This window comes from Rhizobium nepotum 39/7 (assembly GCF_000949865.1).
Lineage (GTDB): Bacteria > Pseudomonadota > Alphaproteobacteria > Rhizobiales > Rhizobiaceae > Agrobacterium > Agrobacterium nepotum.
In genome coordinates this window covers 119,528-142,522 of sequence record NZ_JWJH01000017.1, presented here as the reverse complement: position 1 = coordinate 142,522, position 22,995 = coordinate 119,528, and the positions used below count along the sequence as shown (strand labels likewise).

Below are 22,995 nucleotides of genomic sequence, written 5' to 3'. Positions count from 1 at the left end.
AACTCTCAAATCTCCAAACCAAACAGGGGTAAAAATGAAAAAACTGGTCATCGCACTTGCCGCTTCCATCGCGGCTCTCGGAGGCGTCGTTTCTTCGGCTGAGGCCGCCGACGCCAAAAAGGTCTGCTTCATCTATGTCGGTTCCCGCACCGATGGCGGCTGGACGCAGGCGCATGAAATCGGCCGTCAGGAACTTCAGGCGCATTTCGGCGACAAGATCGAAACGCCGTTCCTCGAAAGCGTTCCGGAAGGCCCGGATGCCGAACGCGCCATCGAGCGCATGGCCCGCTCGGGCTGCGAGCTGGTCTACACCACCTCCTTCGGCTTCATGGACGCCACCGTGAAGGTTGCCCAGAAGTTCCCCAAGGTGAAGTTCGAGCACGCCACCGGCTTCAAGAATGCCGAAAACGTTGCGACCTACAATTCGCGTTTCTATGAAGGCCGTTACATTCAGGGCCAGATCGCCGCGAAAATGTCGAAGAAGGGTGTTGCCGGTTACATCGCTTCCTTCCCGATCCCGGAAGTGGTGATGGGCATCGACGCCTTCGTTCTCGGCGCGCAGTCCGTCAATCCGGAGTTCAAAGTCAAGGTCGTCTGGGCCAACACCTGGTTCGACCCCGGCAAGGAAGCCGATGCCGCCAAGGCTTTGATCGACCAGGGCGTCGATATCCTGACGCAGCACACCGACACGACCGCACCGATGCAGGTTGCAGCGGAACGCGGCATCAAGGCCTTCGGCCAGGCTTCCGACATGATCGCAGCCGGTCCGCAGACGCAGCTCACCGCCATCAAGGACACCTGGGGCGCTTATTACATCAAGCGTACGCAGGCTTTGCTTGACGGTACCTGGAAGTCCGAATCTGTCTGGGACGGCCTGAAGGACGGCATCCTGACCATGGCGCCCTACACCAACATGCCTGATGACGTGAAGAAGATGGCCGAGGACACCGAAGCCAAGATCAAGTCGGGCGAGCTGCACCCCTTCACCGGTCCGGTGAAGAAGCAGGACGGTTCGGAATGGCTGAAGGCCGGTGAAAAGGCCGAAGACAAGGTTCTGCTCGGCCTCAACTTCTACGTCGCAGGCGTGGACGACAAGCTGCCGCAATAATCGGACTTGACGGCACTTTTGGTTTGCAATCGACGTCGCGTCCGCACTCCGTCCCCGGACTTGATCCGGGGTCTATCGCGATCAAGTCACTGATCGCGATAGACCGTTTCTCACGGCGCAGACGCGCCGTGGCTGGATGCCGGATCAAGTCCGGCATGACGGAAGCGGTGTTCGATATCTGTTGTCACCACTGAGGCCGCGCATGACATTCATGCGCGGTCTTTGTTTTTTTGATGTGTTTTATTATTCGAACGAAGTTTGGCTTTGCTTTTCACGCTCGTTGATGTTTTTCACTGTATTCTGCGTTGAAAATCGGGCTGCTTTCTTGGAATACACAAGTCAGGCGCGATTTTTACATCGTCAACCGAACGGAAGGACATGGAATTTGCAGCGCGGAATGCTCGATGCGGCGATCGGTTTTCGAAAGTTGCGGACAAATCATGCACAGGTCGTTCACAAGCTCGGTCTCGATATCGTGTCCGGCTTTTTCAAGACGGGTGACATCCTGCCGGGCGACGCCGAGCTGATGGAGCGGCTGAAAGTCTCCCGAACTGTGCTTCGCGAGGCGATGAAGACGCTCACCGCCAAGGGCATGATTTCCCCCAAGGCGCGCATCGGCACCCGTGTGACGGAGCGCGAAAGCTGGAACATGTTCGACAGCGAGGTGCTGCTCTGGCACTTCGAGGCTGGTGTCAGCGAGGAATTCCTGCTGCATCTTTACGATATCCGCCAGGCTTTCGAACCCTATGGCGCGGGCCTTGCTGCTATCAGGGCAAAAGATGCCGATATTGCAAGACTTGCCGCTTACGCCAACGAGATGGGCAATACGGCCTATTCCAAGGAAAAGCGGGCGCTTGCGGACATGAATTTCCATGTCCTCATTACCGAAATGTCCGGCAACCCGTTCATGCGCACCGTCGGTTCGCTGATAAAGGCGGCTCTGGCGGGTATTTTCCGGATGAGCAACCCGGAAGCCGATCCCAACGAGATTTCCGACGTCTCCGCCTCTCACTTGCGGCTCGTCGAGGCGTTTCGCCTGCGCGACGAGGCTGCGGCCCGTCGCGAAATGGAAAGGCTGATTGAAAACGGTCGCCAGCAGATACTCGAATTCACGGCCCGTAGCTCCCGCCGATAGATCATGCTAGCCCGCTGCTGATCACGTTTCATGAAAATCGGCGCGGAAATTTGGTGCAGATTTGCATGGTTTCTTAAGTGGGGCGCCGTTATAGCAATGCCGGAATGCAATCACCGACGCGCCGCCCGCTCAAGCCTGCCGGCGTAAAGTCAAATATATGCCGCTGTCCCGCCCGTCTTGCGGCCGGTGACAGGGTGTTGGAGGTCTTATGGAGCGCAGCTCTCTAGCCGTTATTCTCGCAGCGGGCGACAGCACGCGCATGAAGTCTTCGAAATCCAAGGTGCTGCATCCGGTCGCCGGGCGTCCGATGATCGCGCATGTGGTGGAGGCGGTTGCTGGAGCGGGCGTCGGCGCGGTGGCGCTGGTGGTCGGGCGCGATGCCGATAATGTCACTGCCGCCGCCAGTCTTCATGGCATGCAGGTGGAAGCTTTTTTGCAGAAGGAACGCAAGGGCACCGGCCATGCGGTTCTTGCCGCACGCCCGGCCATCGAGCGCGGTTTTGATGATGTCATCGTCGCTTATGGCGATGTGCCGCTCATCACTTCCGCAACGCTCGACAGGGCGCGCGAGGCGATTGCCACCGGTGCCGATGTCGCCGTCATCGGCTTTCATACCGACCGGCCCACGGGTTATGGCCGGCTGCTGGTCGAGAATGGCGAGCTGGTGGCGATCCGCGAGGAAAAGGACGCCACCGACGAGGAACGCAAGGTGACCTGGTGCAACAGCGGATTGATGGCCATCAACGGTCGCAATGCGCTGGATCTGCTCGACCGGATCGGCAACGGCAATGTGAAGGGCGAATATTATCTGACCGATATCGTCGAGATCGCCCGGTCTCTCGGCCGCCGCGCCGTTGCCATTGATGCACCGGAAACGGAGCTGCTCGGCTGCAACAACCGCGCAGAACTGGCCTTTATCGAGAAGCTCTGGCAGGAGCGCCGACGCCACGAATTGATGGTGGACGGTGTTTCTATGATCGCGCCAGAGACCGTGTTTCTTTCCTTCGATACGAAGATCGGTCAGGATGCGTTGATCGAGCCGAATGTCGTCATCGGTCCCGGTGTGACGATCGAGCCGGGTGCTGTGATCCATGCGTTTTCGCATCTGGAAGGGGCTTATGTCGCGCAAGGGGCAGCTGTCGGTCCCTATGCGCGGTTGCGTCCGGGCGCAAATCTTCACGCCAATTCCAAGGTCGGCAATTTCTGTGAAGTCAAAAAAGCCGAGATCGGCGAGGGCGCCAAGGTCAACCATCTGACCTATATCGGCGATGCCTTCATCGGCGCGGGCAGCAATATCGGTGCCGGCACCATCACCTGTAATTATGACGGCTACAACAAGGCCGAAACGCGGATCGGAGCCAATAGCTTCATCGGCTCGAATTCGTCGCTGGTCGCTCCCGTCACCATCGGAGACGGGGCCTATATCGCTTCGGGCAGCGTGATTACCGATGACGTGCCGGCCGACGCGCTGGCTTTCGGGCGTGCGCGGCAGGAAGTGAAACCGGGCAGGGCAACCCTCGTGCGCGAGCGGGCGAAAGCGCTGAAGGAATCGAAGAAAAAATCGTCTTGAAAGACGTTACCAAGCGATACTGAAAGTGACCGGCGGCATAATTGCCGATTTCAGGGAAACGGTTAAAGCATTTCCAGTAAAGTGCGCAGCGGTTTTACGTCCGGAAAGTGCGTCAGAACAAAAAGGTGGAGTATTTTCGCATTTCAGGGAAAGGCGGAAATACTCTGGAAGTTTCGGCGAAGAGATCGCCGTCTGGAGAAATATATGTGCGGAATTGTCGGAATTGTCGGAACCCAGCCCGTTGCTGAACGGCTTGTCGATGCGCTGAAGCGTCTCGAATATCGCGGTTACGATTCGGCTGGTGTCGCCACCATCGACAATGGTGCGATGGACCGCCGCCGCGCGGAAGGAAAGCTGTTCAACCTGGAGAAGCTGCTTTCGCAAGAGCCGCTGCCGGGTGTGGTGGGCATTGCTCATACCCGCTGGGCGACCCACGGCGTGCCGAACGAAACCAATGCTCACCCGCATTTCGTTGAAGGCGTTGCCGTCGTTCATAACGGCATCATCGAAAACTTCTCCGAATTACGCGATGAACTGAGCACGGAGGGTGCAACCTTCACCACCCAGACCGACACCGAAGTGGTGGCGCAGCTTCTGGCAAAATACACGCGTGACGGTCTTGGCCATCGCGAGGCGATGCTGAAGATGTTGAACCGCGTGACGGGCGCCTATGCGCTGGTGGTGATGTTTCAGGACGATCCCGGCACGCTGCTTTCGGCGCGCTCCGGCCCGCCGCTTGCCGTCGGTTACGGCAAGGGCGAAATGTTCCTCGGTTCCGATGCGATTGCGCTGTCGCCCTTCACCAACGAAATCACCTATCTGATGGATGGCGATTGCGCCATCGTGACCCGTCAAGGCGCGGAAATCATCGATTTCTCCGGCAAGCCGGTGAAGCGCGAGCGCCAGATTTCGCAGGCGACGGCTTTCGTGGTCGACAAGGGCAACCACCGCCACTTCATGGAAAAGGAAATCTACGAGCAGCCGGAAGTCATTTCCCATGCGCTCAGCCACTATGTGGATTTCGCCTCCAAAACCGTGAAGGATGCTGACAAGGCGATCGATTTCGCCAAGCTTTCCGGCCTTGCCATTTCCGCCTGCGGCACGGCCTATCTGTCCGGCCTGATCGGCAAATACTGGTTCGAGCGTTATGCGCGTTTGCCGGTGGAAATCGATGTGGCGTCGGAATTCCGTTACCGCGATATCCCGCTCGTCCCCACGCAGGCCGCGCTGTTCATTTCGCAATCGGGCGAAACCGCCGATACGCTGGCGGCCTTGCGTTATTGCCAGCAAGAGGGACTGAAGATCGGCGCGGTGGTCAATACGCGTGAATCGACCATGGCGCGCGAATCGGACGCCATCTTTCCGATCCTTGCCGGCCCGGAAATCGGCGTCGCCTCCACCAAGGCCTTCACCTGCCAGCTTGCCGTGCTCGCTTCGCTGGCAGTCGCCGCCGGCAAGGCGCGTGGCACGATCACACCGCAGCAGGAAACCGAACTGGTTCGCCATCTCATCGAGATGCCGCGCATCATGAGCAAGGTTCTCAACAGCATCCAGCCGCAGATCGAGGCGCTTTCCCGCGATCTGTCGCGTTTCAAGGATGTGCTTTATCTCGGCCGTGGCACCAGCTTCCCGCTGGCGCTGGAAGGCGCGCTGAAGCTCAAGGAAATCTCCTATATCCATGCCGAAGGTTACGCCGCCGGCGAGTTGAAGCATGGGCCGATTGCGCTGATCGACGAGAATATGCCTGTTATCGTCATTGCGCCGCATGACCGCTTCTTCGAAAAAACCATTTCGAACATGCAGGAAGTCGCCGCGCGCGGCGGCAAGATCATCTTCATCACCGACGAGAAGGGTGCTGCTGCCTCCAAGCTGGAAACGATGGCGACGATCACGCTGCCCAATGTCGACGAGCTGATCGCGCCGATGGTCTTTTCGCTGCCGATCCAGTTGCTCGCTTACCACACTGCCGTCTTCATGGGCACAGATGTGGATCAACCGCGCAATCTGGCGAAATCGGTGACGGTGGAATGATAATCCGGCTGGAACAGCCTGGCGACGAAGAGGCGATCGCTCGCGTTACGGAAGATGCCTTCCGTGACGTCGACTACAGCAGTCAGACCGAACATCTGATCGTCGATCGGCTGCGCAAAGCCGGCGCGCTTACGATTTCACTGGTTGCCGAGGACAGCGAAGGCATCATCGGCCATGTCGGGTTCTCGCCGGTGACGCTGACCAGCGGCGAGACCGGCTGGTTCTGCCTTGCTCCACTCTCCGTCACGCCGGACCGGCAAAGGCAGGGTGTCGGCTCCGGGCTGGTGCGGGAAGGGCTTGCAGTGCTGGAGCGTCTGAGCGCTGCCGGCGCAGTTGTTGCGGGCGATCCCGAATATTATGGCCGCTTCGGTTTTCGCCACGTTGAGGGCCTGAGCGGCGAAGGGATTCCTGACGAATATTTCACAGTTCTCCGCTTGCATGGCGGAACTCCATCCGGCATTGTCGGTTTTCATCCGGGTTTCGATAGCGACAACGCTTAATTCCGTACGGTAAATGACCGATATTCCAGTCAAAATTTCATTCGCAGCCCGTCTGCGCAACAGCTTCCTCACGGGCGTCCTCATCCTCGCGCCCGTCACCATTACCATGTGGCTGGTGTGGAGTTTCCTGCAATGGGCGGATAGCTGGGTTAAGCCCTATATTCCCGCCCGTTACGATCCCGAGCAATATTTCGATGTGGCCATCCCCGGCTTCGGCCTCCTGATCGCCGTCGTCGGCATCACGCTCATCGGTTTTCTCGGCAATAACCTCATCGGCAAATGGATTGTCGGCGTCGGCGAATCCGTTCTCAACCGCATGCCGCTGGTGCGGCCGATCTACAAGAGCATCAAGCAGATGTTCGAATCCGTTCTGAAAGAGCATTCGAACTCTTTCAAGAAGGTCGGCCTGATCGAGTTTCCTTCACCCGGAATGTGGGCGATGGTGTTCGTATCCTCCGATGTGAAGGGCGAGATTGCCCATCGCTTCAACGAAATGGGCCAGCAGATGGTCGCCGTCTTCCTGCCGCCGACGCCAGTGCCGACAGCGGGTTTCTTGCTGTTCGTGCCGAAAGACAAGATCGTGATGCTGGATATGACGCCGGAGGACGCGGCAAAACTGCTGATTTCCGGCGGTCTGGTGGCCCCGGATTTCACCCCGCCGAAGATGATCGCGCCGGTTTGAGAGTTAGAGAACGCTGACGATATCGGTTCGGGAAAAGTCGTTGCCGACATAAAGCAAGGGGCAGCCTTCTGTTTTCGCCAGATCGTAGGCAAAACAGTCCCCGAAATTCAGCCCGGCCGGATGAATGCCCTTTCCCCAGATGCGATAGGCTTCGGAAACGCCGTGCGCCGATTTGGGGGTGACGTGTCTGACGTCAACGCTCAGCCCTTCGATCAGCATTTCTAGTTCGCGGCTGCGGTCGCGCCGTTGTGCTACAATCAAGGCTTCCGCAAGCGTGCCGGCTGAAATCAGCAGAGGCTCATCCGTTTCGAGAGCCGAGGCACAGGCATCTGCTTCGGGTTCATCGAGCAGGATCGCCATCAGAGCCGACGTATCGATTGCGATCATTTGGGAAGGCCGTGCTCGTCATAGAGGAAATCCTGACTATGCGCGGCATCCGGGCCATCATCGGCTTTGTTTGCGACTGCCGCGCGCACTTTTGCAAGCACGGCCCTACGGGAGGTTTTATCCACCACGGCAGTGACCGGAACCAGCCGCACGGCTGCATGGCCGTGCCGTGTGAGAATGATTTCATCACCAGCCTCGGCGCGGCGTACCAGTTCTGTAAGCTGGCCTTTAGCGTCAGTCACGGATATCTGCATGGGGATTTCCCGGATTTTTCTCCACGTAAAAATAGTCCGTTTCATGGACCATATCAATACCGGAGCGAACCTTGACGGACCAATGTGGTTCACCAATAATCGCAATGAACCAGGAAAGGTCGGGATCATGACTGCATTCACGGTACGCTTGCCGGACGAGGTCACTGACAAACTTGATCAGCTGGCGGAAAAGCTTGACCGCTCGCGGTCCTATATGGCTGCGCGGGCGATTGAGGACTACGTTGCCCGGGAAGAGTGGCAGCTTGCCGAGATCGAGGCCGGTGTGGCGGAAGCGGATCGCGGTGAGTTCGGGACGCCGGAAGATCTCGCAAACATTATCGGTAAATACGTCAAGCCCGCCCGCTCGTCATGAGCGACCGGAGAATTCTCTGGACCTTGCGGGCGCTGCGACGGCTCGATGAAATCGGTACGCATATCGAAACGGACAATCCGGCCGCTGCGGCCCGCGTAATTTCGCGTATTGTTTCAGCGGTCGATATATTGGTGGAGCAGCCAGCCATGGGGCGGGTTGGGCGCATCAGGGGAACGCGGGAAGCCGTGTTTTCCGACATTTCCTATATCGTCGCCTATCGTGTTGGCGGGGATATCGAAATTCTGACGGTCATCCACACCTCGCAGCGATGGCCTTCGACACGCTAGTCAACGGTCGCTCAGACTTCCCGATCAATCCTCGTCATCCAGATCATCCACCTCTGTCCCGGTGCTCGTAGCGTGGAACACGGGAACGAAAAGCCGCATATAGACCAGCCGCACGCTCCAGCCTTCCTCCAGCGCCTCTTCCCATGCCTTTTTGCGGCCCGGCTTTTTGAAGGCCTTGCCGATCGCTTTCTTCTGGCTTTTGGCGAATGTATCCGGTTGCAGGATATTTTGCGGCGAGCAGAGCGCGTAGCCCTTTCTGAAGGCAGGTGGCGGGCGGCGTGGGTCAATCATGTTCATGGCGGTCACAACTTTCAGCCGGCGTGCAGGAAGCGGATCGCTTCGTCGCGGCGGTGCAGGTAGAGCAGGGTGCGCAGGCTGTCGCCGCGCGGGCCTGTCAGTTCGGGGTCGCGCTCGATGACATAGGCCGCGTCCTTGCGAGCGATTTCCAAGAGGTCGGCATGGGCTTCAAGGCTGGCGATGCGGAAGCCCGGTGTGCCGGACTGGCGGGTGCCGAGCAACTCGCCTTCGCCGCGCAGCTTCAGGTCTTCCTCGGCGATCAGGAAACCGTCCTCGCTGTCGCGCAGGATGGAAAGCCGGGCACGGCCGTTTTCGCTGAGCGGACCCTTATAGAGCAGGATGCAGGTGGAGGCCTCTTCGCCGCGCCCGACGCGGCCGCGCAGCTGGTGAAGCTGGGCAAGGCCGAAACGCTCGGCGTGCTCGATGACCATGATCGAGGCATCCGGTACGTCGACGCCCACTTCCACCACCGTCGTTGCCACCAGCAGCCGGGTTTCGCCGCTCTTGAAGGCCAGCATGGCGGCGTCCTTCTCCGGGCCGCTCATGCGCCCGTGGATGAGGCCGATATTGGCTCCGAGCATCTGCGAGAGCACCGCATGCCGCTCCTCAGCCGACATCAGGTCGGATTCTTCGGTCTCTTCCACCAGCGGGCAGATCCAGTAGGCCTTCTTGCCATCCTTCAACGCCGCACGCAGTCGCTCGACAATGTCGCCGATACGTTCGGTCGGGATCGTCACGGTCTGGATGGGTTTGCGGCCGGCGGGTTTTTCGGTGAGTTTCGAGACATCCATGTCGCCGAAGGCGGCCAGCACCAGCGTGCGCGGAATGGGGGTGGCGGTCATCACCAGCATATGCGGCGTGATGCCCTTGGCGGTGAGGCGCAGCCGCTGGTGCACGCCGAAACGGTGCTGTTCGTCCACCACGGCAAGCACGAGGTTCTTGTAAGCGACGCTGTCCTGAAACAGCGCATGGGTGCCGATGACGATCTGTGCTTGCCCGGAGGCCACGCGTTCCTCGATCTCGCGGCGTTCCTTGCCCTTGGTGCGGCCGGTCAGCACCTCGACGGTGATGCCTGCGGCATTGGCGAGTTTGGAGATGGTGGCGAAGTGCTGCCGGGCAAGGATTTCGGTCGGCGCCATCAGCACCGCCTGTCCACCGGCTTCGACCGCCGTCGCCATCGCCATCAGCGCCACCAGCGTCTTGCCTGCGCCGACATCGCCCTGCAGCAGGCGAAGCATACGGTCTTCGCCTGCCATATCGGTCAGGATGTCCTTTACCGCAGCGCTCTGGCTTGATGTCAGCGAGAAGGGTAATAGCGACAGAATTTTTGCGGCGACGTCGCCCTTGGCGCGGATCGGCTGGCCCGCCACCTTGCGAAGCCGCTGCCGCACCAGTGCCAGCGAAAGCTGCCCGGCGAGGAACTCGTCATAGGCAAGCCGTCTGCGTGCCGGGGCCTGCGGCTCGATATCGGCGCTGTCGCGCGGGTCGTGCAGTTCGCGGAAGCTCGATGCCACGTCGCCGAAGCTTTGCCGGGCCATCAGGGTCTCGTCGATCCATTCGGGGAAGGCGGGCAGTTTGGAAAGCCCGCCTTCGATCGCCCGTCTCAGCACTTTGGGAGACAGCCCGGCGGTCATGGGATAGACGGCTTCCACCAGCGGCAGGTTTTCGGCCTCGGAAAGCTTCACCATGAAATCCGGATGCACCATGGAGGCGCGACCGTTGAACCAGTCCACCTTGCCGCTGACGAGAACCTCTTCATCGACGGGCAGCGCCTTGGAAAGCCAGTCGCCCTTGGCGCGGAAGAAGGTCAGCGCCAGTTCGCCGGTCTCGTCATGCAGGAAAACCCGGTAGGGTGCGGAGCGGTTGCCTGATGGTGGCGGCTGATGGCGATCGACGCGTCCCTGAATGGTGACAATGGCGCCGGGGGCCGCAAGCGCGATGCCGGGGCGGTTGCGCCGGTCGATGACGTTGGACGGCGCGTGGAACAGAAGGTCGATCACGCGGGTGTCTTCTGCGTTTTCCCGGCTCAGCAGTTTTGCCAGAAGGTCGGCAAGCTTCGGCCCCACACCGGCAAGGGTGGAAACGGAAGCAAATAGCGGATCGAGAATGGCGGGGCGCATGGTCAGCAAAATCGGGGAAGGGGACGCGTTATGCAAGACTTGCGTGCCGACAAAGGCGGTTTATCACCGGCAGTTTTTAGCTGCCGTGGCATTATTTCGATAAAAACCGGTTCCAAGCGTTCGCCTCCTGTTCTATAGGAGGTCGCAATCAACATCTTGTTGAATAGCCAACCGAAAGGTGAATGCGATGACTGGACTGGTGCGCACGAGCGCCGACCTCGATCCGAGACGCAGGCGGATACTTTACCGCTGCTGGCACCGGGGCATTCGCGAGATGGATCTCGTGCTCGGACAATTCGCGGAAGACCATATCGCCACGCTCTCCGACGAACAGCTCGATGAGCTGGAAATCATCATGGCGGAAGAGGACCAGGACCTGGTTCAAATGGTGACGGGCGCTCTGGCCGTACCGGAAAAATTCCAGACCCCGCTGTTTGAAAAGATCACCTCCTACCGCCCGGATTTCGATCTCGTCACATCCGAAACCTTGAAGGCCTGAAACATGATAGCCGGATTCGATGCAAAGCTGGTGACGTCGGCCGATACGCCGCTGACCATCGGAAATGTACCCTCCGGCATGGAAGCCCTGCTTTTGGCCGACATGGCGCGGGCAGGGACATCGGTTGCCTATGTGATGTCGGATGGCCAGCGGGTCGCCGATCTCGAACAGATCCTCGGTTTCGTCGCGCCGGATATTCCGGTCATGTCGCTGCCGGCCTGGGATTGCCTGCCCTACGACCGCGTGTCACCGAGCGCCGACACCTCGGCGCGCAGGCTTGCGGCGCTTGCCGGCCTCAACAGCCACGCGAAGAAACCGCATCCGGCCATTGTACTCGTTACCGTCAACGCCATGCTGCAGAAGATGGCGCCGCGCGACATCATTGAAAACCTTGGTTTTTCCGCTCGCCCCGGCAATCAGATTCGCATGGAAGAGATTGCCGCGCGGCTGGAGCGCAACGGTTTCGACCGGGTGGCGACGGTGCGCGAAGTCGGCGAATTCGCCGTGCGCGGCGGTATTCTCGATGTTTTCGTGCCAGGCACGGAAGAGCCGGTCCGGCTCGATTTCTTCGGCGATACGCTGGAAAGCATCCGCACTTTTGATCCGGCCAGCCAGCGCACCATCGCCCAGGCGCGCTCGCTCGATCTCAACCCGATGAGTGAAGTGACGCTGACGCCGGATACGATCGGCCGTTTCCGGAAGAATTACCTGTCGCTGTTCGGCGCTGCGACGCGCGATGATTCGCTTTATCAGGCCGTCTCCGAAGGCCGCCGTTATGCCGGCATGGAGCATTGGCTGCCGCTGTTTTACGAGAAGCTGGAAACCGCCTTCGACTACCTTCAGGGCTTCCGCATCGTCACAGATCATACGGCGCGCGAGGCGGCGAAGGAACGCTCCAAGCTGGTCCATGATTATTACGAGGCGCGACGGGCGTCCGGCGAGACCAAGGGCTCGACGCAGGGCGCGCCCTACAAGCCGGTATCGCCGGGGCAACTCTATCTCGACGGCAAGAGTTTCGACGCGGCGCTTGCGAGCGTCAATGCCGTGCGGCTGACGCCCTTCAACGAACACGATAGCGAGGGCCATCCGGTCGCGACACTGGACGCCCATATTGGACCGCGCTGGGCCCGCCCGCTGACCGAAAGCAATAGCGAAGAGCGGATCAATGTTTTCGATCTGGCGGTAAAGCACATTGCCGAACGCCGCGCCAAGGGCTGGAAGGTGCTGATCACTGGCTGGTCGGAAGGCTCGCTCGACCGGCTGTTGCAGGTCTTGAACGAACACGGGCTTGAAAAGATCAAGTCGGTGGCATCTCTGAAAGAGGTGGAGACGCTCGGCAAGGGCGAGGCTGCGGCGGCAGTTTTGAGCCTCGAGGCCGGGTTTGAGACCGGAACGCTGGCGATCATCGGCGAGCAGGATATTCTCGGCGACCGCATGGTGCGCCGCTCCAAGCGCCGCAAGCGCGGCGCGGACTTCATCTCGGAAGTCGCGGGGCTGGACGTGGGATCGCTCGTCGTTCACGCCGAGCACGGTATCGGCCGGTTCGTCGGTCTCCAGACCATCGAAGCGGCGGGTGCGCCGCGCGCTTGTCTGGAGCTGCATTATGCCGACGATGCAAAGCTGTTCCTGCCGGTCGAAAACATCGATCTTCTCTCGCGTTATGGCTCCGACGCGGCGGAAGCCACGCTCGACAGGCTCGGCGGCGGCGCATGGCAGATGCGCAAGGCCAAGCTCAAGAAGCGCCTGCTCGACATGGCCGACGAGCTTATCCGCATCGCGGCCGCGCGGCTGGTGCGCCATGCTCCGGTTCTGGCCGCACCCGATGGGCTTTACGATGAGTTTTCCGCCCGTTTCCCCTATGACGAGACCGAAGACCAGCAGAACGCCATCGATGCGGTTCGCGACGATCTCGGTGCCGGGCGGCCGATGGATCGCCTCATCTGCGGCGATGTCGGTTTCGGCAAGACGGAAGTGGCGTTGCGCGCCGCTTTCCTTGCCGCCATGAACGGCGTTCAGGTGGCCGTCGTGGTGCCGACCACGCTGCTTTCCCGCCAGCATTTCCGCACCTTTTCCGAACGGTTCCGGGGATTGCCGATCCGGGTGCAGCAGGCCTCGCGCCTTGTTGGCTCCAAGGAGCTTGCGCTTACCAAAAAGGAAGTGGCTGATGGAAAGACGGATATCGTCGTCGGCACCCATGCGCTGCTTGGCGCCGGCATCAACTTCGCCAATCTCGGCCTGCTCATCATCGATGAAGAGCAGCATTTCGGCGTCAAGCACAAGGAGCGTTTGAAGGAACTGAAGAGCGACGTGCATGTGCTGACGCTTTCGGCGACGCCCATTCCGCGCACGTTGCAGCTGGCCATGACCGGCGTGCGCGAATTGTCGCTCATCACCACGCCGCCGGTGGACCGTATGGCGGTGCGCACCTTCATTTCCCCGTTTGATCCGCTGGTGATCCGCGAAACGCTGATGCGCGAGCATTATCGTGGCGGCCAGAGTTTCTACGTCTGCCCGCGCCTTGCCGATCTCGCCGATATTCACGCATTCCTGCAATCGGATGTGCCTGAGCTGAAGGTGGCGGTGGCGCATGGGCAGATGGCTGCGGGCGAACTCGAAGACATCATGAACGCCTTTTATGACGGCAAATATGACGTGCTGCTTTCGACCACCATCGTCGAATCCGGTCTCGATGTGCCGACCGCCAATACGCTGATCGTGCACCGCGCCGACATGTTCGGTCTTGCCCAGCTTTACCAGCTGCGCGGCCGTGTCGGTCGCTCCAAGGTGCGCGCTTTTGCGCTGTTCACCCTGCCGGTCAACAAGGTGCTGACGACGATGGCCGAACGGCGGCTGAAGGTGCTGCAATCGCTCGATACGCTTGGGGCCGGGTTCCAGCTTGCCAGCCACGACCTCGACATTCGCGGTGCGGGCAATCTGCTCGGCGAGGAGCAATCCGGCCACATCAAGGAAGTCGGTTTCGAGCTTTACCAGCAGATGCTGGAGGAGGCGGTGGCCGAGGTGAAGGGCGACGAGGAGGTGAGGGACACCGGCTGGTCGCCGCAAATCTCGGTCGGCACCTCGGTGATGATCCCGGAAGATTACGTGCCGGATCTGCATCTGCGCATGGGTCTTTACCGCCGTCTTGGCGAGCTTGCCGATATAAGCGAGATCGACGGTTTCGGTGCGGAGATGATCGACCGTTTCGGCCCGTTGCCGAAGGAAGTCCAGCACCTTCTCAAGATCGTCTACATCAAGTCGCTCTGCCGTACCGCCAATGTCGAGAAGGTGGATGCCGGACCGAAGGGTGTGGTCCTGCAATTCCGCCACAAGGAATTCCCGAACCCGGCGGCTCTCGTCGCCTATATCGGCAAGCAGGGCTCGATGGCCAAAATCCGCCCCGACCACAGCCTGTTCCTGACCCGCGACCTGCCCACGCCGGAAAAACGGCTGACGGGTGCGGCGATGATCATGACGCAGCTTGCGGAACTGGCCCGCTCCTGAGTGGCTGCTTCACAAGCGGGCCGACATTACGGGGATTTAAGGAAACGGACATATGCCGGTAAAAATTGCCGGCGTAGTCTCTGCTTCATGCCCGGTGCGGTCATGATGTAGGCCGCAGTCGGGCGACCAAGGAGCAAGACTATGTGGACCAACATCAACAGGTTCGTTACCGCTGGTCTGGTTGCTTTGACAGTTGCGGGTACCACAATTGCCACGACAAGCCAGGCGGAAGCACGCAATAATTTCGGACGCGGCCTTGCGGCCGGCATTGCCGGCACCATCGTTGGCGGCGCTCTCATCGCCGGAGCGAGAAGTCCGGGTTACGCTTATGGTCCGCCCGCCTACGCCTATGGCCCGCCGCCCGCCTATGCTTACGGTCCACCCGTCTACGCCCAGCCGGTATACGGTCCACGCGTTGTTTATGAACCCGTATATCCGCGCTGCCACATGGCCTGGCGTCAGGATGGCTGGGGCGACATGTACCGCACGCGCGTGTGCTATTGATCTCTCAACCGATGCGCCACCACATTTCCTGCAAAACCGCGTAGCGGCATTACCTCCGGAAAATGGGTGCCAAGGATATAGGGCGCGTCCAGCAATCGGACGCGCTCTCCGGGAAATGACGCGGCCCCTTATGGGGTTTTCGGCGCATCTTCCGGCGTGATCGCCACTGCCACATTCTGGTCCGTCGCAGCGATCGAGGCCGGCAGCGGTACCTTTCTCTGCTTTTCACGGATGAGTGTCAGAAGGCCGGAGCCGACGATGAGGGCGATGCCGGCCAGCATCCATCTGTCGATATGGTCACCGAAGATCAGATAACCGAACAGGATGGCCCAGAGCATCTGGCTATATTGCGTCGGGCCGATCACGGCGGCGGGCGCGTATTTCGCGGCATACATGACCAGCACGTTGGCGATCGCCCCGAGCAGGCCGTAACCCGCCAGAAGCAGCCATTGTTCGCCATTCGGCAGGGCGAAGGTGGGTATCATGGCAAGGCCGCTGAGCGTCAGGCAGCCGAGCACGCCCGCTCCATAAAGCGAGACGTTCTTTTCGGAAGGCCCCATGGCGCGAAAGATCACGATCGACAGTGCGCCGCTCAAACCGCCGACAATGGCGCCGAGATGGCCGATGCCCAATTCGCGGAAGCCCGGCCGCAGAATGACGAGGACGCCGAGAAAACCGACAATGACCGCCGACCAACGCTTGATGCCGACCTGTTCCTTCAAAAACACCACTGACATGATGGTGACGAAGGAGGGTAGCAGGAAGATCAATGCGAAAGCTTCGGCCATGGAGAGGTGGGTGAAAGCGGTGACGCTGCCGATGGCCCCGGTACCAGCCGCGAAGAAACGCAGCAACCACAGGGGGCGGTTCGTCGTCTTGACGATGTCCACCCAGCGGTCGTTGCGCTTGCGGATGAAGGGCAGGGCGACGAGGCCAAACATGGCGCCGAAGAAGGCCGATTCGATCGGCGAAATCTGGCCTTCTATGAGTTTAACGCTCGCGTCGCTCCATGCGTAGGCAGCGAAGGCGGCAAAGGCAAGCAGAATGCCTTTCAGGGTCTGGTCGGACACGGGAAAACACCAACAGTCTATCGGTTAGGGTAAGCTGCCGGTGGTTCGACCGTCAGTTCATCGACTTATGCTCGTCCGCCTTCATTTTTGCAATATCCCGCAATGCAGCAATCAACACGTCAGGCGTTTGCGCACCGCTGATGGCGTATTTCTGGTCGACGATGAAAAACGGCACGCCGGAAACGCCCATCTGCTGCGCCGCGTCGATCTCGGCGATAACAGTGTCCTTGTCCGCATCCGACGCCAGAAGCCGAGCGACCACCTTGGCGTCCATGCCGGACTTTTCGGCAATGTCGGTCAGCACGGCGTGATCGCCGATGTTGCGGCCTTCCTCGAAATTCGCCTTGAACAGAGCGGTGACGATCTTCTCCTGAACGTCTCTTCCTTCAGAATGCGCCCAGAGCGACAGGCGGTGCGCGTCGAGCGTGTTCGGGCCGATCTTGATCGCGTCGAAATCATAGTGGATGCCGACCTGGGCGCCGAGTTCAACCAGCGAGGCATGGGCTTGTTCGAGACGCTCCTTGCCAAGCTTTTCCTCGAGGGCGGCTTTCTGATCGACGCCTTCCGGCGGGTAATCCGGGTTGAGGCGGTAAGGCCGCCAGTTCACGTCGACGCTGATTTCGTCCTGCACCTCGGCAATGGCAAGATCGAGCCTTGCCTTGCCCAGATAGCACCAGGGGCAGACCATATCCGATACGACGTCGATAACGATGCGTTCCATGGCTTTATCTTCCGTTGTCTTGGACCGGGCAGGGGCGGGTTATTGCGCCCGTGCATCCCACCAGGTCTGTTTCTGATTGCCTGATATCGGGGTCATATCCGGGCGGTCGATGTATTTCCAGCGCGCTACCCATTGCGCGCCGATGTAGTAAAGCGGAATGACATAGTGGCCGGCAACCAGCAGGCGATCATAACCGCGTACTGCCACCTGAAAATCTTCCGTGGAGCGGGCCTGCAACAGGGCCTCGATCATGCGGTCTATGTCGGGGCTGGCCGCGCCCGCATAGTTGAAGCTGCCCTGCGCATCCCGCGACAGTGAACTCCAGCGATTGAGCTGCTCGGCGCCCGGCGAAAGCGAGGAGGGCAGGGAGCGGATGATCATGTCGTAATCGAAGCTGTTGGAGCGTGCCTGATATTGGCCGTCATCGACCGAGCGGATGCCCATGGCGACGCCGATCAGGTTCAGCGAGCGCTGGTAGGCAAGCGCTATGCGCTCCTGGGCCGGGTTCTGCGTCATGATCTCGAATGCGAGCTGGCGGCCGTTGGCGTCGGACATCCTGCCATTCTTGATGGTGTATCCGGCCTCTTTCAGCTTATCGACGGCAAGCTTCAGAACCTTGCGGTCCGCGCCGGTCCCGTCGGTGGTCGGCAGGGCATAGGTTCCCGCCAATAGCTCCGGCGGCATGTTCTTCGCTGCATCGCCAAGCAGCGCCAGCTCGCGCTCGTCTGCGGCATTGCCATAGGCGCCAAGCACGGAGTTCTGCCAGTAGCTCTGCGTGCGCTTGAAGGCGCCGCCGAGAATGTTCTTGTTCATCCACTCGAAATCGAGCGCGTAGGACAGGCCCTCGCGCACCTTCTCGTCGGCGAAGACCGCGCGGCGGGTGTTGAACACCAGCCCGAACATGCCCGATGGCAGGCGCGGCTGGAACACGTCCTTGACGATATCGCCGCGATGAACGGCCGGGAAATTGTAGGCCTGTCCCCAATGGGACGTGTCGGACGTGCCGTTGATGGCGTCGCCTTCGGGGTAGATGTCGATATCGCCCTTCTTGAAGGCCTCGAACATGGTGGTGACCTGAAGGAAATAGGTGACGCTGATCTCGTCGTAGTTCTCGAAGCCGACCTTGCTCGGGATATCCTTGCCCCAATAGTCCGGGTTCCGCTCCCAGATGATTCGCTCGCCCGGCCGCAATGTCTTGATACGGTATGGACCCGAGCCGACGACCGCGCCGAGACCCGCCTGCTCGAATTTTTCCGGATCGATTGCGTGTTTCGGCAAAATCGGGGTGGAGGAGGCGAGAATGAGCGGCGTTTCGCGGTTCGCCCTGTCGTTGAAGGTGAAACGGACGCCGTGTTCGCCGACTTTTTCCAGCTTCGCCACGCCGTCGAGACGGCTGTTGAAGGGAGGGCGGCCTTTTTCCTTCAGGAGATTGAAGGTGAAGATCACATCGTCAGGCGTCACCGGTTCGCCATCCGACCATCTGGCCCTGGGATTGATGTTGAACTGGGTGAAGGTGCGTTCCTCATCCCACTCCACAGTTTCGGCGAGCAGGCCGTAAAGGCTGAAAGGCTCGTCGCTGGAGCGTTGCATCAGCGGTTCGTAGAGAAGATTGCCGAATTCCGGGTCCCAGACGCCGCGCGCTGTGGTGCGCATCCCCTTGAGAACAAAGGGGTTGAGGCTGTCGAAGGTGCCGACGACGCCGTAGGAAATGCGGCCGCCCTTCTTCACGTCCGGATTGACATAGGGGAAATGCCGGAAGTCGGCGGGGAGTGCCGGCGTGCCGTGCATGGAAATGGCGTGAAGCGGCTGCGCCACGGCGGCTTCCGGCGAAAACAGGGCCGATCCCCAAAGAAACAATGCGGGGATGAGGGCCGCAAGGTTACGCATGTCACTATCCTGTCTCAACTGTCCGTCCGATTTATCGTCATCAACGGTTTTTCCGTCGTGATTCTGGCAAATATGTAGCACAAGCCTATGGCGGGACCCATGCGAGGGCGGGAAATCTTGGCCCTCCTCAAGAAAAAGTTAAAGAAGTGCTGGATATCGCCGCGATCGGCATGTAACAGGGTGGCCGGAAGAGACGGGTCACGCATTTGCCTCATTTAAACGACAGTTGAACGGGCAGAAGGATACCGCCATCGGCGAGCAGGACCCTCGGTTCTGTTCTGGCAGACATTCAGGAGACGGAACTCTTATGATGCAAAAGGCAAACACATTCACCCGGACGGCTCTGTCCGCTCTCGTTCTTTCCCTGGGCGCGATTTCCGCTCCGGCCATCTCGCAGGCGCAGGATGCTGCTCCCGCCGCAGGTGGCGCTGGCGCTCCGCCGCTCGGCTGGTTCAAGACCTGCTCCAAGCAGGAAGACAACGATGTCTGCGTCGTACAGAATGTGGTTCTCGCCCAGAATGGCCAGATGATCACCGCTGTCGGCCTCATCAGCGTTGAAGGCAAGGTCAACCGCAAGCTGTTGCAGGTTTCCGTTCCGACCGCGCGTCTCGTTCCTCCGGGTGTGATGATGCAGATCGACGGCGGCAAGGGCCAGAAGCTCGATTACGCCGTTTGCCTGCCCGACAAGTGCACGGCCGAAGTTCCGCTGACGGACGCCATGATCGCTTCGCTGAAGAAGGGTAGCGAGGTGGTCTTCACCTCCATCAACTTCCGCCGCGCGCCGAACCCCATCAAGATCGCACTCTCCGGTTTCACGGGCGCTTATGACGGCGCGGCGATCAGCCAGTCGCAGCTCGCCGAAAGCCAGCGCACCCTGCAGGAAGGCATGCAGAAGAAGGCTGAAGAGGCTCGCAAGAAGCTGGAAGCCGCTCAGGACGCCGCCAAGAGCGCGCCGAAGCCCTGATCGCTGCATCCGCATCGAAAACGAAAAAACCGGTCTGGCAACAGACCGGTTTTTTTATGTCTTGGGATTGGTAAGGCTCGTTATCGGGACCGCGTTAATGGGCCGTCGACATCTTCGGGCGCCATTCACCGTTCGGTGCCTTGTCGAAGATGCGGCTGATATTCGGGTTCCGGAGCGGCGTCTCACTCTCATCGTGAACCAGGTTCTGCTCGGAAACGTAGGCGACGTATTCCGTCTCCTCGTTTTCCGCCAGAAGATGATAGAAGGGCTGATCGCGATCCGGCCTGATTTCAGCGGGAATGGCGTTCCACCACTCCTCGGTATTGGCGTATTCCGGGTCCACGTCGATGACCACACCGCGGAACGGAAACACCTTGTGGCGGACGATCTCGCCAAGCGTAAATTTTGCGTCTCTTTGTTTCATGGCATGACTTCCTTTCCCACTAATAGTTGGGTGCAGAACGGAAAATATCAAGGGCTAGGGGGTATCTGGCCCTTTCTGCCCTCTGGTGCTCTAGGTCTTGCGGCCGATGGGCGCGGTGGCGATGATGACGCCACCCGTAACCAGCACGATACCGACGGCATGATAGGTCTCGAAGGTCTCGCCGAGGAACAGCGTGGCCATGAGGATCGAGACTGGCGGCATCATGTAAAGCGTGATGCCCGCCGTGGCGGGGCCGAAAACGCGGACCGTATGGGTGAAGCAATAAAAGGCGAGCAGCGAGGCGAAGAGGATGATGCCGCCGATCTTCGCCCAGGCCATGGGAGTGGCCGGCAGTAATCCGCCATGCGCCAGTTCCAGCGCCGCTGGCGGCAGAAGGACCAACGCGCCGGAGAAGGCGATCAGGCCGAAAAGACTGAAGGATGCCATCTGCCGTGCTGCCGGATCGCGCAGCAGCAGCGAATAGATTGCAAAGGCGATCGCGGCCACCAGAATGGCGAAATCGCCGACGTTGAACTTCATCTGCCAGAGAGCGGACATGTCGCCTTTCAGGACGATCGCCGCCACGCCCGCAAAAGCCATGACCATGCCCGCCATTTCGAGCTTTTTAATCGGGCGGCCCTCAAAGACGCGCTGGAACAGGATGATGAACAGCGATGAGGTCGTGTAGATCAGCGTGCCATTGGCGGCCGTCGTCATGGTGAGGCCCCAATAGACCACGCCGCCGCAGATGCCCATGCCGAGAATGCCGAGAACAAGCCAGAGCAGCGTTTTCTGGCGGACGAAAGCCAGGCAGTTTCGCCAGTCGGCAATCATGAATGGGGCGATGACGAGGCTCGAGCCGATCCAGCGGATGAAGGCGGCGATAAAGGGGGAGACCTCGCCGATGACGCCGCGGCCGAAAATGACGTTGCTGGAGAAAAAGAACGGCACCGCCAGAAAGATGAGCCAGTCCGTGAGGCGTGTTTGCTGAGAGGCTGGCTTGATCGACATCATCCGCGACTGTGGCTGGGCGTCAAAAGAAAACGGCGGCTTTCCAGGGGAAAACCGCCGGAATGGACAGGGAGCGCCTGATAGAGAGTTTCCGCTTTTCTCCGAATCGCGAAAACGCTCTATCTTTTTGTCTTGCGCATTTCCGGACGTAAAACCGCTACGCACTTTTACTGGAAATGCTCTGTAGCGCTCCAAATGCCGGTCAGGCCGAGTAGTACATGTCGAATTCGACCGGATGCGGGGTCATTTCGAAACGCATGACTTCCTGCATCTTCAGCTCGATGAACGAGTCGATCTGGTCGTCGTCGAACACGCCGCCGGCGGTCAGGAACTTGCGATCCTTGTCGAGGCTTTCCAGCGCTTCGCGCAGCGAGCCGCAGACGGTCGGGATCTTCTTCAGTTCCTTGGGCGGAAGGTCGTAAAGGTCCTTGTCCATCGGCTTGCCGGGGTGGATCTTGTTCTTGATGCCGTCGAGGCCGGCCATCAGCATCGCCGCAAAACCGAGATAGGGGTTCTGGGTCGGGTCCGGGAAGCGGACTTCGACGCGCTTCGCCTTCGGGTTGGAGCCGAAGGGGATGCGGCACGATGCGGAGCGGTTGCGCGCGGAGTAGGCGAGCAGAACCGGCGCTTCATAACCCGGCACCAGACGCTTGTAGGAGTTGGTGGTGGGGTTGGTGAAGGCGTTGATGGCCTTGGCGTGCTTGATGATGCCGCCGATGTAATAGAGGCAGGTCTCGGAAAGGCCCGCATATTCGTCGCCAGCGAAGGTCGGCTTGCCGCCCTTCCAGATCGACTGGTGGACGTGCATGCCCGAGCCGTTGTCGCCGAAGATCGGCTTCGGCATGAAGGTTGCCGTCTTGCCATAGGCATTGGCGACCTGATGCACGACGTACTTGTAGATCTGCATCTTGTCGGCGCTGGAAACCAGCGTGTCGAACTTCACGCCCAGCTCGTGCTGTGCGGCGGCAACTTCGTGGTGGTGCTTTTCAACGACGACGCCCATTTCCGACAGAACCGTCAGCATTTCGGAGCGCATGTCCTGCAGGCTGTCGATCGGCGGAACCGGGAAATAGCCGCCCTTGACGCGCGGACGGTGGCCGAGGTTGCCGGTTTCATAATCCGTGTCGTCGTTGGACGGCAGTTCGGAACTATCCAGCTTGAAGCCCGTATTGTAGGGGTCGGCCTTGTACTTCACGTCGTCGAAGACGAAGAATTCCGGCTCTGGGCCGACGAAAACAGTGTCGCCGATGCCGGAGGCCTTGAGGTAGGCTTCGGCCTTCTTGGCGGTGCCGCGCGGGTCGCGGTTATAGGCTTCACCGGAAACCGGGTCGAGAATGTCGCAAAGGACGACGAGGGTGGACTGGGCGAAGAACGGATCGGTATGGGCGGTTGCCGGATCGGGCATCAGCACCATGTCGGACTCGTTGATGGCCTTCCAGCCGGCGATCGAGGAGCCGTCGAACATCACGCCGTCGGCGAACATGTCTTCGTCAACGCAGACAACATCCATGGTGACGTGCTGCAGCTTGCCCTTGGGGTCGGTAAAGCGCAGGTCCACGAACTTGATGTCGTTGTCCTTGATCTGCTTCAAGATATCGTTTGCGGTCGTCATTTAAACGTTTTCCTTGAGTGTGGTGGTGACGAGGTGAAAAACCTGAGCCTCCCTGGCT

Annotated in this window: 22 protein-coding genes; 12 read left to right on the top strand and 10 right to left on the bottom strand. The window is 60.0% G+C overall.

Annotated elements, in window-relative coordinates; genetic code table 11:
- Window positions 1-34: 34 nt before the first annotated feature.
- The 6 genes from RS75_RS17870 to RS75_RS17845 all read left to right on the top strand — a co-directional run bounded on the left by RS75_RS17870 (window position 35) and on the right by RS75_RS17845 (window position 7,026).
- Complete coding sequence (locus RS75_RS17870; RefSeq protein WP_045022694.1) at window positions 35-1,108, top strand: BMP family ABC transporter substrate-binding protein; 1,074 nt, start codon at window positions 35-37, stop codon at window positions 1,106-1,108.
- A gap of 397 nt (window positions 1,109-1,505) precedes the next feature.
- Window positions 1,506-2,243 carry a FadR/GntR family transcriptional regulator gene (locus tag RS75_RS17865; protein ID WP_045022692.1) on the top strand — a complete coding sequence of 246 codons (738 nt, stop codon included), beginning with the start codon at window positions 1,506-1,508 and terminating at the stop codon, window positions 2,241-2,243.
- A gap of 208 nt (window positions 2,244-2,451) precedes the next feature.
- Window positions 2,452-3,813, top strand: coding sequence for a bifunctional UDP-N-acetylglucosamine diphosphorylase/glucosamine-1-phosphate N-acetyltransferase GlmU (gene glmU / locus RS75_RS17860; protein WP_045022690.1), 1,362 nt, complete (start codon window positions 2,452-2,454; stop codon window positions 3,811-3,813).
- A gap of 204 nt (window positions 3,814-4,017) precedes the next feature.
- A complete protein-coding gene (gene glmS, locus RS75_RS17855; protein WP_045022688.1) occupies window positions 4,018-5,844 on the top strand; it encodes a glutamine--fructose-6-phosphate transaminase (isomerizing) in 1,827 nt (608 codons plus the stop codon).
- Window positions 5,841-6,344: a GNAT family N-acetyltransferase gene (locus RS75_RS17850; RefSeq protein ID WP_045022686.1), complete on the top strand. Its 504-nt coding sequence runs from the start codon at window positions 5,841-5,843 to the stop codon at window positions 6,342-6,344. The genes glmS and RS75_RS17850 overlap by 4 nt, the downstream gene beginning before the upstream one ends.
- A 13-nt stretch (window positions 6,345-6,357) precedes the next feature.
- Window positions 6,358-7,026 carry a DUF502 domain-containing protein gene (locus RS75_RS17845; RefSeq protein WP_045022684.1) on the top strand — a complete coding sequence of 223 codons (669 nt, stop codon included), beginning with the start codon at window positions 6,358-6,360 and terminating at the stop codon, window positions 7,024-7,026.
- A gap of 3 nt (window positions 7,027-7,029) precedes the next feature.
- Here the strand turns inward: RS75_RS17845 and RS75_RS17840 are convergent, their stop codons facing one another.
- Both RS75_RS17840 and RS75_RS17835 read right to left on the bottom strand, forming a co-directional pair.
- Window positions 7,030-7,413 carry a type II toxin-antitoxin system VapC family toxin gene (locus RS75_RS17840; RefSeq protein ID WP_045022682.1) on the bottom strand — a complete coding sequence of 128 codons (384 nt, stop codon included), beginning with the start codon at window positions 7,411-7,413 and terminating at the stop codon, window positions 7,030-7,032.
- On the bottom strand, window positions 7,410-7,667 hold the full coding sequence (locus tag RS75_RS17835; RefSeq protein WP_045022680.1) for a type II toxin-antitoxin system Phd/YefM family antitoxin: 258 nt from the start codon (window positions 7,665-7,667) through the stop codon (window positions 7,410-7,412). Before RS75_RS17835 ends, RS75_RS17840 begins: the two co-directional genes overlap by 4 nt.
- 127 nt (window positions 7,668-7,794) lie before the next feature.
- Between RS75_RS17835 and RS75_RS17830 the strand changes: the two genes are divergently transcribed.
- Entirely contained in the window at window positions 7,795-8,040 is a 246-nt protein-coding gene (locus RS75_RS17830) for a CopG family ribbon-helix-helix protein (protein ID WP_045023183.1), read from the top strand.
- Window positions 8,037-8,327, top strand: a complete 291-nt coding sequence (locus tag RS75_RS17825; RefSeq protein ID WP_045022679.1) for a type II toxin-antitoxin system RelE/ParE family toxin — start codon at window positions 8,037-8,039, stop codon at window positions 8,325-8,327. The genes RS75_RS17830 and RS75_RS17825 overlap by 4 nt, the downstream gene beginning before the upstream one ends.
- A gap of 24 nt (window positions 8,328-8,351) precedes the next feature.
- Here RS75_RS17825 and RS75_RS17820 read toward each other — a convergent pair whose 3' ends face one another.
- Both RS75_RS17820 and recG read right to left on the bottom strand, forming a co-directional pair.
- Window positions 8,352-8,624 (bottom strand): hypothetical protein, encoded by a 273-nt coding sequence (locus tag RS75_RS17820; protein ID WP_045022677.1) that lies wholly within the window; start codon window positions 8,622-8,624, stop codon window positions 8,352-8,354.
- A 14-nt stretch (window positions 8,625-8,638) separates the two neighbouring features.
- On the bottom strand, window positions 8,639-10,744 hold the full coding sequence (gene recG / locus RS75_RS17815) for an ATP-dependent DNA helicase RecG (protein ID WP_045022675.1): 2,106 nt from the start codon (window positions 10,742-10,744) through the stop codon (window positions 8,639-8,641).
- Window positions 10,745-10,931: 187 nt separating this feature from the next.
- On the opposite strand from recG, the gene RS75_RS17810 reads away from it, so the two are divergent.
- The 3 genes from RS75_RS17810 to RS75_RS17800 all read left to right on the top strand — a co-directional run bounded on the left by RS75_RS17810 (window position 10,932) and on the right by RS75_RS17800 (window position 15,248).
- Complete coding sequence (locus RS75_RS17810; protein WP_045022673.1) at window positions 10,932-11,243, top strand: FAD assembly factor SdhE; 312 nt, start codon at window positions 10,932-10,934, stop codon at window positions 11,241-11,243.
- Between the two features lie 3 nt (window positions 11,244-11,246).
- Window positions 11,247-14,744, top strand: a complete 3,498-nt coding sequence (mfd, locus tag RS75_RS17805) for a transcription-repair coupling factor (protein WP_045022671.1) — start codon at window positions 11,247-11,249, stop codon at window positions 14,742-14,744.
- Between the two features lie 141 nt (window positions 14,745-14,885).
- Window positions 14,886-15,248 (top strand): hypothetical protein, encoded by a 363-nt coding sequence (locus RS75_RS17800; protein WP_045022669.1) that lies wholly within the window; start codon window positions 14,886-14,888, stop codon window positions 15,246-15,248.
- 128 nt (window positions 15,249-15,376) lie between these two features.
- On the opposite strand, the gene RS75_RS17795 is transcribed toward RS75_RS17800, so the two are convergent.
- From RS75_RS17795 to RS75_RS17785, 3 genes are read right to left on the bottom strand one after another with little or no spacing between them, the layout of a single operon-like run.
- The gene (locus RS75_RS17795; protein ID WP_045022668.1) at window positions 15,377-16,318 is read right to left on the bottom strand and encodes a DMT family transporter; all 942 of its coding nucleotides are present in this window, start codon (window positions 16,316-16,318) and stop codon (window positions 15,377-15,379) included.
- Window positions 16,319-16,370: 52 nt separating this feature from the next.
- Window positions 16,371-17,039, bottom strand: coding sequence for a DsbA family oxidoreductase (locus RS75_RS17790; RefSeq protein WP_045022667.1), 669 nt, complete (start codon window positions 17,037-17,039; stop codon window positions 16,371-16,373).
- Window positions 17,040-17,078: 39 nt separating this feature from the next.
- On the bottom strand, window positions 17,079-18,926 hold the full coding sequence (locus RS75_RS17785) for an extracellular solute-binding protein (RefSeq protein ID WP_045022666.1): 1,848 nt from the start codon (window positions 18,924-18,926) through the stop codon (window positions 17,079-17,081).
- Between the two features lie 307 nt (window positions 18,927-19,233).
- Between RS75_RS17785 and RS75_RS17775 the strand changes: the two genes are divergently transcribed.
- Entirely contained in the window at window positions 19,234-19,890 is a 657-nt protein-coding gene (locus RS75_RS17775) for an invasion associated locus B family protein (RefSeq protein WP_045022664.1), read from the top strand.
- 94 nt (window positions 19,891-19,984) lie between these two features.
- On the opposite strand, the gene hspQ is transcribed toward RS75_RS17775, so the two are convergent.
- The 3 genes from hspQ to glnA all read right to left on the bottom strand — a co-directional run bounded on the left by hspQ (window position 19,985) and on the right by glnA (window position 22,937).
- The gene (gene hspQ / locus RS75_RS17770) at window positions 19,985-20,314 is read right to left on the bottom strand and encodes a heat shock protein HspQ (protein ID WP_045022662.1); all 330 of its coding nucleotides are present in this window, start codon (window positions 20,312-20,314) and stop codon (window positions 19,985-19,987) included.
- 90 nt (window positions 20,315-20,404) lie between these two features.
- Window positions 20,405-21,325 (bottom strand): DMT family transporter, encoded by a 921-nt coding sequence (locus RS75_RS17765; protein ID WP_045023181.1) that lies wholly within the window; start codon window positions 21,323-21,325, stop codon window positions 20,405-20,407.
- 202 nt (window positions 21,326-21,527) lie between these two features.
- A complete protein-coding gene (gene glnA / locus RS75_RS17760) occupies window positions 21,528-22,937 on the bottom strand; it encodes a type I glutamate--ammonia ligase (protein ID WP_045022660.1) in 1,410 nt (469 codons plus the stop codon).
- Window positions 22,938-22,995 lie beyond the last annotated feature (58 nt).

Excerpts from the sequence above, each read along its gene's own strand:
- RS75_RS17835 (WP_045022680.1), bottom strand. The coding sequence starts at position 7,667 with ATGCAGATATCCGTGACTGACGCTAAAGGCCAGCTTACAGAACTGGTA.
- glmU (WP_045022690.1), top strand. The coding sequence starts at position 2,452 with ATGGAGCGCAGCTCTCTAGCCGTTATTCTCGCAGCGGGCGACAGCACG.
- RS75_RS17845 (WP_045022684.1), top strand. The coding sequence starts at position 6,358 with ATGACCGATATTCCAGTCAAAATTTCATTCGCAGCCCGTCTGCGCAAC.
- RS75_RS17785 (WP_045022666.1), bottom strand. The coding sequence starts at position 18,926 with ATGCGTAACCTTGCGGCCCTCATCCCCGCATTGTTTCTTTGGGGATCG.
- RS75_RS17820 (WP_045022677.1), bottom strand. The coding sequence starts at position 8,624 with ATGAACATGATTGACCCACGCCGCCCGCCACCTGCCTTCAGAAAGGGC.
- hspQ (WP_045022662.1), bottom strand. The coding sequence starts at position 20,314 with ATGAAACAAAGAGACGCAAAATTTACGCTTGGCGAGATCGTCCGCCAC.
- RS75_RS17840 (WP_045022682.1), bottom strand. The coding sequence starts at position 7,413 with ATGATCGCAATCGATACGTCGGCTCTGATGGCGATCCTGCTCGATGAA.
- glmS (WP_045022688.1), top strand. The coding sequence starts at position 4,018 with ATGTGCGGAATTGTCGGAATTGTCGGAACCCAGCCCGTTGCTGAACGG.
- RS75_RS17775 (WP_045022664.1), top strand. The coding sequence starts at position 19,234 with ATGATGCAAAAGGCAAACACATTCACCCGGACGGCTCTGTCCGCTCTC.
- RS75_RS17825 (WP_045022679.1), top strand. The coding sequence starts at position 8,037 with ATGAGCGACCGGAGAATTCTCTGGACCTTGCGGGCGCTGCGACGGCTC.
- mfd (WP_045022671.1), top strand. The coding sequence starts at position 11,247 with ATGATAGCCGGATTCGATGCAAAGCTGGTGACGTCGGCCGATACGCCG.
- recG (WP_045022675.1), bottom strand. The coding sequence starts at position 10,744 with ATGCGCCCCGCCATTCTCGATCCGCTATTTGCTTCCGTTTCCACCCTT.
- RS75_RS17830 (WP_045023183.1), top strand. The coding sequence starts at position 7,795 with ATGACTGCATTCACGGTACGCTTGCCGGACGAGGTCACTGACAAACTT.
- RS75_RS17850 (WP_045022686.1), top strand. The coding sequence starts at position 5,841 with ATGATAATCCGGCTGGAACAGCCTGGCGACGAAGAGGCGATCGCTCGC.
- RS75_RS17790 (WP_045022667.1), bottom strand. The coding sequence starts at position 17,039 with ATGGAACGCATCGTTATCGACGTCGTATCGGATATGGTCTGCCCCTGG.
- RS75_RS17765 (WP_045023181.1), bottom strand. The coding sequence starts at position 21,325 with ATGTCGATCAAGCCAGCCTCTCAGCAAACACGCCTCACGGACTGGCTC.
- RS75_RS17865 (WP_045022692.1), top strand. The coding sequence starts at position 1,506 with ATGCTCGATGCGGCGATCGGTTTTCGAAAGTTGCGGACAAATCATGCA.
- RS75_RS17870 (WP_045022694.1), top strand. The coding sequence starts at position 35 with ATGAAAAAACTGGTCATCGCACTTGCCGCTTCCATCGCGGCTCTCGGA.
- glnA (WP_045022660.1), bottom strand. The coding sequence starts at position 22,937 with ATGACGACCGCAAACGATATCTTGAAGCAGATCAAGGACAACGACATC.
- RS75_RS17800 (WP_045022669.1), top strand. The coding sequence starts at position 14,886 with ATGTGGACCAACATCAACAGGTTCGTTACCGCTGGTCTGGTTGCTTTG.
- RS75_RS17810 (WP_045022673.1), top strand. The coding sequence starts at position 10,932 with ATGACTGGACTGGTGCGCACGAGCGCCGACCTCGATCCGAGACGCAGG.